At 60.6% G+C, this 13758-nt stretch carries 11 protein-coding genes; 3 read left to right on the top strand and 8 right to left on the bottom strand.

Annotation, left to right across the window (positions count from 1 at the left end):
- Positions 1-24 precede the first annotated feature (24 nt).
- Together PQR40_RS36375 and PQR40_RS36370 are read left to right on the top strand one after the other, a co-directional pair.
- On the top strand, positions 25-312 hold the full coding sequence (locus tag PQR40_RS36375) for a PAAR domain-containing protein (protein WP_408511067.1): 288 nt from the start codon (positions 25-27) through the stop codon (positions 310-312).
- A gap of 250 nt (positions 313-562) precedes the next feature.
- On the top strand, positions 563-1273 hold the full coding sequence (locus PQR40_RS36370) for a hypothetical protein (protein ID WP_408511066.1): 711 nt from the start codon (positions 563-565) through the stop codon (positions 1271-1273).
- Between the two features lie 423 nt (positions 1274-1696).
- Here the strand turns inward: PQR40_RS36370 and PQR40_RS36365 are convergent, their stop codons facing one another.
- Positions 1697-3070, bottom strand: a complete 1374-nt coding sequence (locus PQR40_RS36365; protein WP_408337545.1) for an amino acid permease — start codon at positions 3068-3070, stop codon at positions 1697-1699.
- 214 nt (positions 3071-3284) lie between these two features.
- Here PQR40_RS36365 and PQR40_RS36360 point away from each other — a divergent pair, with 214 nt between their 5' ends.
- A complete protein-coding gene (locus PQR40_RS36360) occupies positions 3285-4232 on the top strand; it encodes an alpha/beta fold hydrolase (RefSeq protein WP_408222587.1) in 948 nt (315 codons plus the stop codon).
- 156 nt (positions 4233-4388) lie between these two features.
- On the opposite strand, the gene poxB is transcribed toward PQR40_RS36360, so the two are convergent.
- The 7 genes from poxB to PQR40_RS36325 all read right to left on the bottom strand — a co-directional run bounded on the left by poxB (position 4389) and on the right by PQR40_RS36325 (position 13703).
- A complete protein-coding gene (poxB, locus tag PQR40_RS36355) occupies positions 4389-6113 on the bottom strand; it encodes a ubiquinone-dependent pyruvate dehydrogenase (RefSeq protein WP_408222589.1) in 1725 nt (574 codons plus the stop codon).
- 152 nt (positions 6114-6265) lie between these two features.
- A complete protein-coding gene (locus PQR40_RS36350; RefSeq protein WP_408222591.1) occupies positions 6266-7099 on the bottom strand; it encodes a M55 family metallopeptidase in 834 nt (277 codons plus the stop codon).
- Between the two features lie 9 nt (positions 7100-7108).
- Positions 7109-8170 (bottom strand): DmpA family aminopeptidase, encoded by a 1062-nt coding sequence (locus tag PQR40_RS36345; protein WP_408222593.1) that lies wholly within the window; start codon positions 8168-8170, stop codon positions 7109-7111.
- Positions 8167-9072 carry a glutathione ABC transporter permease GsiD gene (gene gsiD, locus PQR40_RS36340; RefSeq protein WP_408222595.1) on the bottom strand — a complete coding sequence of 302 codons (906 nt, stop codon included), beginning with the start codon at positions 9070-9072 and terminating at the stop codon, positions 8167-8169. The genes PQR40_RS36345 and gsiD overlap by 4 nt, the downstream gene beginning before the upstream one ends.
- A 7-nt stretch (positions 9073-9079) precedes the next feature.
- Entirely contained in the window at positions 9080-10000 is a 921-nt protein-coding gene (gene gsiC, locus PQR40_RS36335; protein WP_408511065.1) for a glutathione ABC transporter permease GsiC, read from the bottom strand.
- Between the two features lie 101 nt (positions 10001-10101).
- Positions 10102-11664: a glutathione ABC transporter substrate-binding protein GsiB gene (gsiB, locus tag PQR40_RS36330; protein WP_408222599.1), complete on the bottom strand. Its 1563-nt coding sequence runs from the start codon at positions 11662-11664 to the stop codon at positions 10102-10104.
- 116 nt (positions 11665-11780) lie between these two features.
- Complete coding sequence (locus tag PQR40_RS36325) at positions 11781-13703, bottom strand: dipeptide ABC transporter ATP-binding protein (RefSeq protein ID WP_408511064.1); 1923 nt, start codon at positions 13701-13703, stop codon at positions 11781-11783.
- Between the last annotated feature and the right edge of the window lie 55 nt (positions 13704-13758).

Raw genomic sequence — 13758 nt, 5'->3', positions numbered from 1 at the left:
GACAACCACGCCGCGAACCAAGACATGCAACGCTATCTGATACTCAACGGCGACAAGACGACAGCCAACGGCACGGTCCAGACTACGGCGACCACGATTCAACTGAGCGGACAGGACGTCACGCACGAGGGCGGTAGCGTGAGTTGCCCTGCCTGCAACACGACGGGCAAGATCCAGTGTGACGGACCCCGCCAGATGATGACTGCACCGGATGGAAGGCATGCAGCCCTCAGTGATGATCTGTGTATCTGCGGTTGCCGTCCACCGCCCAAGTTGATTGCGTCGCAGAACATGATGTCTACCGAAGCATAGTGTTGGGGATTCAGTGCGCGTGAATGGTGTTTCGTTGCGTCCGGGGAAATTTGCAATCTTTCCATAACAACTGGAATGGGTGGCCCGCCTCAACCATCATCGACCGATGGAAAAGCCCGGCTATAACTCCCGCCGAAGCTAAGGCAAACTGTGGGCAATTCGGCAACGCCGCTGACATGCCTGCATCAACTTAAACCAACCGCCATCTACAATTCCTGGGCGGTTCAGAATCATGGCCCGAAAGTCACGGATGAAATACATCAAATACCTAGCGATTTTTGCGGTTTGTTTTGTCGCTGCGTGCTATCTGGTTCCCGAGTTCCCGCAATACCCTCAGGTGAGCGGCGAATCTATTGACGAGTTGAAGCTCAACAGCACAGGGGACAGACTACTCGTACGCACAGAACAATACGACTACGACTTCGCGCTTCCCACCCGGACCTTGAGCCTGGCCTTGGCACCTTTGAAGCATTCGATCCCCATGAAGAGTTCCGATACCCCATGGTATGCCCATGGGGTGTTATCCGATCTACAGTTCAACACTGACGGCAGCTTGAGCTCGCGACTGCAGGTCACCTTCATAGGCTATGATCCGGAGTTACGCGCTCTGGATATCGGGCTTCCGAACAGGGAGATTGCCAGACTTGAGAAATACGGTTTTACGCCGTTTAAGAACAACTACACCGGTGATTTCAATGCTACATGGTCCACAGACATTACCGGCCATCGGCATGACCACAACAGCTTGGGCGCCTATTCTGGCGCAGACCTCCTGACCTGCTGCAGCAATGATATTAGGGTGATTCTGGACACTCCGGAGAAGATGGAGCACAACCACCGCCTTAACGCCATACTGCGGCCTTTGACCGTGGTCACCGATGCCGTAAAAAGCGCTATATCGAGTTTCCTCTTCCTCATATATTTATTGTTCGGCGGTAAGTTTGCGCTGCCCAGTGGCTGAGCGCCGCGTCCGAGGAGTCTAGGATGTCCGACGGTCCCGATTGGCGAAACGAAAACGGGACTTGTTGGCGGGCAGAAGGATGTCACTCGGGCGGTTACCGCAACTCGACAGTATCGTCATTTGAAATACGATGGCAAATCTCTGCTGGAACACCAAGGGGACGTGGAAGCATCTCAGCCCATCGACTCATGCTAAGCCGCGAGCGGACGGCCATGTGTCAGGTCTCGGCGGCCCAACAGAGCTGCTCAGCGTCGTTCGCCAGCAAGCATTACAGAGCGCGTGGAAGCTTCGCAGTTTTCGCAAAACCACAGACCGGGGCAACTTCCCACAATCTGCACACCGGGAACCGAACTGCCCCGCCAGATAAGGACGTTCGATTCCGGCCCTAGGCACCAAAAAAGATTCAGGCAGTACCGTATAAAATCAAAAAGCGCCGCCATGCATCGCTGCCCGCCGGCGTTTGAACACGTAGCCCGCCCACATCACGACCAGCCACGCCGGCACGAGCCACACCGACACCGACAAGCCCGGCGTCATCGCCAGAATCACGAAAATCAGCGCCATGAAGGCGAGGCAGATCCAGTTGCTGACCGGGAACCAGAACGACTTGAACACGAGCGTCTCGCCCGCCGCCACCATCGCCTTGCGCGACTTCAGATGCGTCAGGCTGATCAGTGCCCAGTTCAACACCAGCGCGGCCACCACCAGCGCCATCAGCAAACCAAGCGCTTCGGCCGGAATCAGATAGTTGACGATCACGCAGGTGAACGTGGCGAGCGCCGACAAACCGATCGCCATATACGGCACGCCACGCCGGTCCACCTTCATCAGTGCGCGCGGTGCGTTGCCTTGCTCCGCGAGACCGTAGAGCATGCGGCTATTCGCATATACGCCGCTGTTGTAGACCGACAGCGCCGCGGTCAGCACCACCACGTTGAGGATGTTCGCGGTCAGCGTCGAGCCGATCTGCGAGAAAATCATCACGAACGGACTCCCGCCGGCCGCTACCTGATTCCACGGATACAACGAGAGCAGCACCGCCAGCGAGCAGATGTAGAAAATCAGAATCCGGTAGATCACCTGATTCACGGCCTTCGGAATGCTCTTCTGCGGGTCGTCCGCTTCAGCAGCCGTAATGCCGATCAACTCGAGGCCGCCGAACGAAAACATGATGACCGCGAGCATCATGAACAAACCATGAAAACCGTGCGGGAAAAACCCGCCGTCGGCCCAGAGATTGGTGATCGAGGCTTGCGGCCCACCATGGCCGCTGATCAGCAGATAACCCCCGAACAGGATCATGCCGATCACCGCCACGACCTTGATGATCGCAAACCAGAATTCGGTTTCGCCATACGCCTTGACGTTGGCGAGATTGATCGCGTTGATGACGGCGAAGCACACCAGCGCCGATACCCACGTGGGCACCCCAGGCCACCAGTAATGCACGTAGGTGCCGACCGCGGTCAACTCGGCCATGCTCACGAGCACATACAGCACCCAGTAGTTCCAGCCGGACAGAAAGCCGGGAAAGTCGCCCCAATATTTGTACGCGAAGTGGCTGAACGAACCGGCGACCGGTTCCTGCGCGACCATTTCGCCAAGCTGCCGCATGATCATGAAGGCGATGATGCCGCCGATCGCGTAGCCGAGAATCATCGACGGCCCGGCTGCCTTTAACACGCTGGCGGAGCCGAGAAACAAGCCGGTGCCGATCGCCCCGCCCAATGCGATCAGCTGGATGTGGCGATTCTTAAGCCCGCGCTTCAGGCCGTCTTGCTGCTGTGCACTATTCAAAATTGCGCCCCAGTGTATGGATATCGATCACCCGATCAGACTTATGGTCCGCCCCGGCAGAACCTGAAATTTTACCGCGGCCGATATTACCTAAATACTGGGAGCAACCCGCGCTTGGTTCTGCGCCGCACTTAATAGCGAGGATAGTGATTGTCACTGGCGTGGGGCTTCTGTATGTTGCCCTAGTCGAGGTTTCAGCCTTCGGAGATTCAACATGTCGCTCAAACGTCTGCTTTGCGCCGCTGCTTTGTGTCTCTGCTTCGCTGGCGCGGGTGCCCTCGCGCAAACCGCGGCGCCCACGGCAGAACCCGCCGCCGAACCGGCCGACATGCCGGGCATGGAGTCGAGCGCGCCCGAAGCGCCAGCGCCGCCGCCCGCAGCACCCGCGACTCCTGCCGCCACAGCGCCCACGCCCGCCGCCCCAGGAGCAAGTGCCGCCACACCATCCGCAGCACCGATGACCGGCCCCGTACGCAACGTCGTGCTGGTTCATGGCGCTTTCGTCGACGGGTCGAGCTGGAACGGTGTCGTCGCGAAGTTGCAGCAGAAGGGCTATCACGTGAGTTCGGTGCAGAATCCGCTCACGTCGCTTGCCGACGATGTCGCCGCTACCCGTCGCGTTCTCGCACGCCAGGATGGGCCGACCATTTTGGTGGGGCATTCATGGGGTGGTGTCGTGATCACCGAAGCCGGCGCGAACGCGCCGAACGTCGCGGGCCTCGTCTACGTGGCGGCAATCGCGCCGGACCTGCATGAGTCGACGATGGACCTGATGAAACGCGCGGCACCGATGCCCGCGGGCCAAGGCATCACCGCGGACGCAACCGGGTTCCTGTGGCTCGACCGCAGCAAGTATCACGCCGATTTCGCCGCCGACGTGCCAGAGAATCTAACGCGCGTGCTCTCCGCCGCGCAACAGCCGATCGCCGCAAAGGCGTTCAGCGAAACGGTCAGTCAGGTAGCCTGGAAGGAGAAGCCGTCGTGGTACGTGCTGACCACCAGGGACCGCGCGGTGTCACCCGCCATCGAAAAATTCATGGCCGACCGGATGGGGGCCAAGATCGTGCCGATCGCCTCGAGCCATCTAGTGCCGGTGTCGCACGCGGGTGCTGTTGCGGATGTGATCGATCGTGCAGCGCGGGAGTTGAGCCGGCAACAGTAAGCAGCAGCGGGCTTGATACGTATGCGCGACGAGACGACTCGCGCATACGCTGCTGCAAGCAAACGCTTTGGCGCTTAAGCGCAATCAGGTTCACGCAAGCACCCTCAAACACCAAGGCGGATTTAAAGCACTAACGCGCTGCGACTCGCCCCCTCCTCAGCGCAGATTCGTATTCGCCAATTCGACCACCTCATCACCGCGGCCATTCAACACCGCCCGCAGCATATACAAACTGAACCCCTTCGCCTGGGCCCACTGAATCTTCGGCGGCAACGCGAGTTCGTGCTTCGCCGTCACCACATCGATCACCGCGGGTCCAGGATGTGCGAATGCCTCGCGCAACACGGGCTCGATGTTCTCCGACAATTCGACCCTCGCGCCATAGATCCCCGCACCGCGCGCAATCGCCGCGAAGTCGGTCGCGGCGAGATCGGTGCCGCTTTCGAGGTAGCCGCCCGCCTTCATCTCCATCGCGACGAAGCCGAGCGTGCTGTTGTTGAACACGACCACCTTGATCGGCAGATTCAGTTGGCGTGCGGTGAGCAGATCACCGAGCAGCATCGACAGCCCGCCGTCGCCCGATAGTGAAATCACCTGGCGGCCCGGCTCCGCCGCTTGCGCGCCCAGCGCCTGCGGCATTGCATTAGCCATCGAGCCGTGATTGAACGAGCCATGCAAACTGCGCTTGCCGTTCATCGTCAGATAACGCGCGGCCCAGAGGGTCGGCGTGCCGACATCGGCAGAGAATACGGCGTCTTCGTTCGCCACCTTGTCGATGATGCTGGTCAGATATTGCGGATGAATCGCCCGACCCGGATCGGATGGCCGGGCGAGATCGTCGAGGTCTTTGCGCGTGTCCGCATAGTGCTTGCGCGCGTTTTCGAGGAAGCGCCGATCGGTCTTGCGTTTGATCAACGGCAACAGCGCCTGCAAGGTCGCCTTGACATCGCCGACGAGGCCCAGTTTCAACGGCGCCCGCTTGCCGAGCGCGGAGCCGCGGCGATCGATCTGCACCACATTCCCGTGCGTCGGATAAAAGTTGCGATACGGGAAATCGGTACCGAGCATCACGAGTGTGTCGCACGACATCATCGCGTGATAGCCGGAGCTGAAACCGATCAGGCCGGTCATGCCGACGTCGAACGGATTGTCCCACTCCACGTATTGCTTGCCGCGCAATGCATGCACGGTGGGCGCGCCGAGTTGATCAGCGAAGGCCACCACTTCGTCGTGCGCGTCCGCGCAACCGCTGCCGCACAGTAGCGTCACGCCACCGGCCTGATTCAGCATATCGGCGAGCCGGTCGAGATCCGCGCCGGAGGGCACCACCGTCGAGCGTTCAAGCGTACCTGCCCACGCCGGCGTTTCGTCGGGTGCCTCGCCGAGCGCGACGTCGCCCGGCAGCACGATTACCGCGACGCCGCGCTCTTCGATCGCCGTGCGCATGGCGCGAGCCAGCACGCGCGGAAACTGCGACGGGTTCGTCACCAGCTCGACGTAGTGGCTGCACTCCTTGAACAACTCTTGGGGATGGGTTTCCTGGAAATAACCGAGGCCGATTTCCGATGACGGAATGTGCGCGGCGATCGCGAGCACGGGTTGATGATTACGATGACAGTCGTATAGGCCGTTGATCAGATGCAGGTTGCCGGGACCGCAACTGCCCGCGCAGACGGCGAGCTTGCCGGTGGCCGCCGCATCGGCGCCGGCGGCAAAGGCCGCGACCTCTTCATGGCGCGTATGCATCCAGCGAATCGAACCGAGCCGTTGCAAGCTATCCGACAGGCCGTTCAGGCTGTCGCCCGTCACGCCCCAAATCCGTTCGACGTCTGCTGCCGCCAGTGTTCTGGCCAGATAATCCGCGATAGTCTGCTTACCCATGCTGTACTCCGCTAAGTGAGAAAGACGGCACCTCTGGAATGCCAGAGAGTACCGCTTCCTCGCAAAACGTGTCACCGCGCGGGCAGCTTTTTATCGAAACGTAAGCATGGGGAACCGCCGCGTTTGCAGGGCACTCGTGCTCGTCACGCAGCTCAGCGCAGCATGAACGACATCGCCGAGAGACAGTTCAGCATGCGCACCGCATGTTCCGCCGATTCGGCACTAAAACGCAACGTGACGGCATCGACGCGTGTGAGCGTCGGCCATTGGCAGAACAGATCGGCAAGCGCGGTAGTTTGCACACGCAACTCGCAGTCGACGGGTTTCGCGGCCGCGCGCGTGGCTTGCGGTGCGTGACCCTTGTCGATGTAGTGCCGCACCACTTCGCGCGCGGCACTTTCAATTGCATCACGAGCGCTTGCCGGCGTTTGCGTGACACCGCTCGCATGCCCCGTCGCGTTCTTGGTGACGACAAAACGTGCGCCGGGAAAACGCGGTGCGGTTTCTTCCGCGAATACATCGTCGCCGGATAAAAGCGCTACCTGTGCGCCATATTCTTCAGCCAGCGCTCCATACAATCCTGCCTCGCCCACTTCGACGCCATTCAGCGAGACGCGCGCAAACGCGAAGCTGTTGATCGTATGCGAGAGAATGCCGCGCGTTTGCGACCTCGCGTGATAGCCGATCATGAAGACCAGTGCCGCGCCGTATTCGAGGCCGGCCATCATGCCGAGCGTACGCGGTTTGCCGAGTATCACCTGGGCGCGTGCGTCGAGCAGATCGGGCAGGAGATTGCGGAAGCCGCCATGCGAATCGTTGACCCACACATGCGTCGCGCCGCCTGCGAACGCGCCTTCAATCGCGGCATTGGCTTCGAGTGTCATCCAGCGGCGTGCGGCTTCGTATTCACCGTTGCCCGCGCGTGTTTGCTCGGAATGAAACACGCCGGCGACGCCTTCGATGTCGGCAGAAATCAGGACTTTCATCAGGGATGGTTACTTGAGAAGTTGAGCCAGGTCGGGTGCGGTGTCGCGCAGCGATAGACGTTGATGGCTGTCGCGGCCTGTGACGGAAGTCGCGCGCCATAGTGCATCGACGATTGCCTGCTCGACACTGTCCGCGCAGGCACGGAACAGCGGATCGAGGCGTGCGTCGGCGAGCACTGGCGGTAGCGCGACAAAGTCGGATTCCTGAGGCACGGTGTAGGCCGTGGAAAACGCCAACGCGATGTCGCCGCTGCCGTGGCCGTACACCGAACCGGTTCGTGCGAGACCGGCCGCGGCGCGTAATGACAGCCGCTTGAGCTGGCGTGCATCGAGCGGCGCGTCGGTGGCGACGATCATGATGATCGAGCCTTGCTCGGGTTGTGCGGCAGTTTTGGCTGCGCGTTCGGCCAACACGCGGCCAAGCGGCGTGCCGTCGATCGTCAGCATCGGCAAGCGACCGAAGTTCGCCAACACAAGCGCGCCAACCGTATAGCGCTGCCCTGCTACGTCGACCACGCGTGAAGCATTGCCAATGCCGCCTTTCAGATCGAAGCACGACATGCCACGGCCTGCACCAACCGAACCGCTTGCGACGTCAACGCCTGCTGCTTCACATGCAACAGTGAAATGCTGTTCGCTTACCGCCAACGCCTGAATATCGTTCAGGTATCCGTCGTTACATTCGAACACCAGCGGATTGACCGTCGACCATTCGCGCCCGATTTGCGGATTGGCGTGAATTGCAGCGCGAATCTGCGCTTGTGCAACGGCGGCGACGCCAAACGTATTGGTCAACGCAATCGGCGTCTCCAGCACGCCGAGTTCTTCGACCTGGACGAGTCCGATGCTTTTACCAAACCCGTTGATCACCGAAGCGGCCGCAGGCACCTTGTTCAGAAACGGATCGCCACGGTGCGGACGAATCACGGTCACGCCGGTTTGCACGGCACCTTCATCCAGTGTGCAATGTCCCACCGTCACGCCTTCTACGTCGGCAATCGTCCCACGCGGGCCGCTCGGCAACACACCGATATGCGGTGTGTTTTCAACTGCGGTTTCAGCAAAACTCATGACCGGTCGAGCTTCGGATCGAGCGCATCGCGCAAACCGTCGCCGAGCAGATTGAATGCCAGCACGGTGAGGAAAATCGCCAGACTCGGAAACAGCGCAATATGCGGCGCGGTGACCATATCGGCACGCGCTTCGTTGAGCATCGCGCCCCACTCAGGCGTCGGCGGTTGCGCGCCGAGTCCGAGAAACGACAGGCTCGCCGCCGTGATGATCGAGGTACCGATTCGCATCGTGAAGTACACGACGATCGACGAAATCGTCCCCGGCAGAATATGCCGCACGATGATGGTCCAGTCCGATGCGCCGATGCTGCGCGCCGCTTCGATATAGGTGAGTTGCTTGAGCATCAGCGTATTGCCGCGCACGAGCCGTGCAAACGCCGGAATGCTGAAAATCGCCACCGCGCAGATCACATTGATCATGCCGTTGCCGAGAATCGCAACCACCCCGATCGCCAGCAGAATGCCCGGAAACGCGAACAGCACATCGGCGACGCGCATCGTAATGCGATCCCACCAGCCTTCGTAGTAACCGGCCAGCAAACCGAAGAACGTGCCGATTACCGCGCCGATCGCCACCGACAGAAAACCGGCCTCGAGCGAAATACGCGAACCCGCCAGAATGCGGCTGAAAATATCACGGCCCAGCGAATCGACACCAAACCAGTGCGCGGCCGAGGGCCCAGCGTTCAACGCGTCGTAGTCGAAGAAATTCTCCGGGTCGTACGGCACGATATGCGGCGCGAGAATCGCAACCAGGATCAACAGCAGCACGAAAATGCCGGCGGCGAGCGCCACATGCTGCTTACGGAATTTGCGCCAGAATTCGCTCCACGGTGTGCGGATCGTGTTTTCTACGAGGGCGGCCTTGGCCGCATTCGCCTCGGTGGCTGAGATGCTCATGCGGGCCTCACTTGAAACGGATGGTCGGATTGATGACGGCGTACAGCACGTCCACAACCAGATTGATGATGATGAATTCCAGCGAGAACAACAGCACTTCCGCCTGAATCACCGGATAGTCGCGCATCGTAACGGAGTCCACCAGCAGGCGTCCGAGGCCCGGCCAGTTGAACACCACTTCGACCACAATCGAACCGCCCAACAGAAAACCGAATTGCAGCCCCATCATCGTGATGACGGGAATCATCGCATTGCGCAGGCAGTGTTTGACGATCACGAGCCACTCGGGCACACCTTTCGCGCGGGCAGTCCGCACGAAGTCTTCGTTCATCACTTCGACGAACGAAGCACGCGTGAAGCGTGCCATGACCGCCGCCACTGCCGCTCCGAGCGTGAGCGAGGGCAGCACGTAGCTCTTCCATGAACCGTCGCCGACGATTGGCAGCCAGCCGAGCTTTACCGAAAAGACTTCCATCAGCAGCATGCCGAGGGCGAAGGCAGGAAACGAAATGCCCGACACCGCCAGCGTCATGCCGAGCCGGTCCGGCCAGCGATTTCGCCACACTGCCGAGACGATGCCGATGCCCATGCCAAGCACCACCGCCCACACCATGCTCGCGAGCGTGAGCAGCAGGGTCGGCATGAAGCGCTCACCGATCTCCTGGCTGACCGGTCGCTTGCTGCGCGTGGACGTGCCGAAGTCGCCATGTGCGATCTTCACGAAAAAGTTGACGAACTGCTGCGGCATCGGCTTATCAAGACCGAGGTCGGCACGCACCAGCGCAACCGTCGCTTCATCCGCTTCGGGACCGGCAGCGAGGCGCGCCGGATCACCGGGCAACAGATGCACGAACAGAAAAACCAGCACGGCGACGATGAAGAGCGTCGGCAGCAGGCCAAAGATACGTTTGACGAGGAAGTTCAGCATGAAACCAATCCGGCAATAATGCGGGCAACGAAGAATCGTTAGAAAGCAGCCACCCGGCCGGCGTGCTCGTTGGGGACACGCCGCGCCGAACGGTCAGCTCATCACTTGATCGCGATCTCGTCGAAATTGAACGAGCCGTCCGGCGCCACATACGCGCCCGACAAACGCTTGCTGCGCGCGTACACAACCTTTTCCTTGACGAGGAAGATCCACGGTGCGTCGGCCCAGATGCGTTTTTGCGCGTCAGTGTAGAGCACGGCCTTCTTCGTGCGGTCGGTGGTTTCGAGCGCCTGCTTCAGATCGCTGTCAACGGTATCGTTCTTGTAATACGCGGTGTTGACCATCTTCGGCGGGAACGAGGACGACGCGAGCAGCGGCGAAATCGCCCAGTCCGCTTCACCCGTCGACGACGACCAGCCGATGTAGTACATCCGCACCGGTGCGGTCGCCGGGTCCTGCGCGCTTTCCACCTTTGCGACGCGTTGACCCGCTTCGAGTGCTTCGACCTGCGCCTTGATGCCGACTTGCGCCAGTTGCTGCTGCACGAACTGAATCACCTTCTGTGCGGTCGAGTAGTTATACCCGGACCACAGTGTCGTTTCGAAACCGTTCGGATAACCGGCTTCCTTCAGCAGCTCGCGCGCCTTGGCTGGATCGTACGGCCAGGGGCCGAGCTTCACGGCGTAGTCGACACCTTGCGGCACCACACCATCAGCCGGCGTCGCGTAACCGGCGAACGCGACCTTCGTCAGCGCGTCCTTGTTGACCGCATAGTTCAGCGCTTCACGCACCTTCGGGTTGTCGAACGGCTTCTGGTTGACGTTCAGGCTGATATAGCGCTGGATGATCGACGGCGATGCGATCAGATCGACCTTCGGGCTCGACTGCAATTGCGCCGCCTGTTCGAACGGCACCTGGAACGCGAAGTCCGCTTCCCCGGTGCGCATCAACGCAGCGCGCGTGTTGTTGTCGACCACCGGCTTCCAGTCGATTGCATCGACCTTCGGATAGCCTTTCTTCCAGTAGCCAGCGAACTTCTTCACCGTCAGGTCGCCTGCCGGGTCCCACTTCACCAGTTCGAACGGGCCTGTGCCGACCGGATGAAACGCGATGTCCTTACCGTACTTCTTCAGCGCATCGGGAGAAATCATGACCGCCGACGGATGCGCCAACACGTTGACGAACGCCGAAAACGGCGTCTTCAGGGTGATCTTCACAGTGTACGGATCGACCACTTCGGTCTTCTCGATACGGTTGAACATGTTGTAGCGCTTGAGCTTGTTCGCCGGATCGGTCACGCGGTCGAAGTTCGCTTTGACCGCAGCGGCGTTGAAATCAGTGCCGTCCTGAAACTTCACGCCGTGACGCAGCTTGAACGTGTAAACCTTCGCATCCGGACTCGCTTCGTAGCTATCGGCCAGCACATTGATCAGCTTCATGTCCTTGTCGAAACCGAACAGGCCTTGATAGAACGACTTGGCAACGGCTTGCGACAGCGTGTCGTTAGCATCGTACGGATCGAGCGTCGTGAAGGTTGATGCAACGGCCATCACGGCCGTCGTATCAGCGTGCGCCACATTGCCCGCGAGCATCGCGAACACCATCGCGCCGCCGCTGACCAGCGCGCGCAAACGAAACGGAGAAGACGGGACCAGCAGGTTCATGAGGTTGGCTCCAGGCTGCGAATTGAAACAGGGTTATGTGCTGCGAGAGAAAGTTCTTTAATTCAGGTTCGGTGCTTTGTTCAGTTCTACGTTCGGGCTTGTGTTCACGTCTGGTTCTAGTAAGCCCCGCCGACTCGATGCTGGGCCACGAAATGGTCCGGTCCCACTGCAACCAGCGGCGCCACGACCGGTTCGTCGTTCAGCGCGCGGATCGGGCTCGGAATCTCATCGGCGGCGAGCATGCGTTTCGCGTGACGGCGCGCCGGATCGGCAACCGGCACCGCGCCCATGAGTTTCTTCGTATACGGATGCTGCGGCGCTTCGAACACCGCGCGGCGCGGACCGATCTCGACGATCTGGCCGAGATACATCACCGCCACGCGATGGCTGACGCGCTCCACCACCGCCATATCGTGCGAAATGAACAGATACGCGACGCCCAGTTCGCGTTGCAGATCGAGCATCAGGTTAACGATTTGCGCCTGCACGGAGACGTCCAGCGCGGAGACGGATTCGTCCGCGATCACGACTTTCGGATTCAGTGCGAGCGCGCGCGCGATCGCGATGCGTTGCCGTTGGCCACCCGAAAATTCGTGCGGATAGCGGCGCGCGGCTTCGGGCGGCAAGCCGACTTTTTCGAGCAGCCACGCAACCCGTGCCTGGGCTTGCGCGCCTTGAGCGACGCCATGCACGAGCAGCGGCTCCATAATCGAGAAGCCGACCGTCAAGCGTGGATTCAGCGAAGCGAACGGGTCCTGGAAAATGAACTGGATATCGCGGCGCAGCGCTTGCAACGCCGGGCCGGTGAGCGCGCTGATTTCCTTGCCGTCGAATTCGATCGAACCGCTCTGGCTTTCCACCAGACGCAGCAACGAACGACCTGTTGTCGATTTACCGCAACCCGACTCGCCGACCAACGCGAGCGTTTCGCCTGGCCGCAGATCGAAGGTGACTTTCTCGACCGCATGCACGCGACCGGTCACGCGTCCGAACACACCGCTCTTGACCGGAAAGCGCGTGATCAGATCACGCACGCGCAGAATCGGCGGCGTGCTGTCAAGGATCAACGGTTGGCTTTCGTGCGCGACAGCGGCTGCTGGACGAACGGGTTCGTCGACGCCGGTGAGCGCTGCCTGCTCGACGGTCAGAATCGGAAACTTGGCGGGCTGATCGGTGCCCTGCATTGCGCCGAGGCGTGGAACCGCAGCGAGCAAGGCCTTCGTATAGGGATGCGAAGGCGCGGCAAACAGCGTATCCGACGCACCCTCTTCCACTTTCTCGCCGCGATACATCACCAGCACGCGATCGGCCACCTCGGCCACCACCCCCATGTCGTGCGTGATGAAGATCACGCCCATGTTCATCTCGTCCTGCAGGCCGCGAATCAATTGCAGGATCTGCGCCTGAATCGTTACGTCGAGCGCGGTGGTCGGTTCGTCGGCGATCAACAGTGCGGGCTTGCACGACAGCGCCATTGCGATCATTACGCGCTGACGCATGCCGCCAGATAGCTGATGCGGAAAACGAGCAGCCACCCGGCGCGCTTCCGGAATGCGCACGAGTTCGAGCAGACGTAGCGTTTCGGCGTGTGCGGCCGAACGACTCTTTCCCTGATGCAAGGCAATCGCCTCGCTGATCTGGTCGCCAACCGTGAACACCGGATTGAGCGAAGTCATCGGCTCCTGGAAAATCATCGCAATGTCGGCGCCGCGAATCGAACGCATCGTGCCGGACGGCGCTTTCGCGAGGTCGATCACGCTGCCGTCGCGGCGCCGGAATGCGATGCTGCCACCGGCAAGGCGCCCACCGCCATGCTCGATCAGCCGCATCAAGGCAAGCGATGTCACCGATTTGCCCGAACCCGATTCACCGACGATCGCCAGCGTCTCGCCACGCTCGACCGTCAACGAGAGATTGCGCACTGCGTTGAAAGTCTTGTCGCCACTGCGAAATGCAACCGACAGATCGTCGACCGCAAGCACGCGTTGCGGCGGCAGGGTTTCGGTAAGCGGGCGAGCGGTGTGCGATGAAGTCGGCACGATGGTTCCTTTGGATTCGGACGCAGCTAACGGTGATTCAAACGAAAATTCAAGC

This window comes from Paraburkholderia sediminicola, from assembly GCF_046026855.1.
Taxonomy (GTDB): Bacteria; Pseudomonadota; Gammaproteobacteria; order Burkholderiales; family Burkholderiaceae; genus Paraburkholderia; species Paraburkholderia sediminicola_A.
This window is presented reverse-complemented; position numbering and strand designations above follow the sequence as displayed.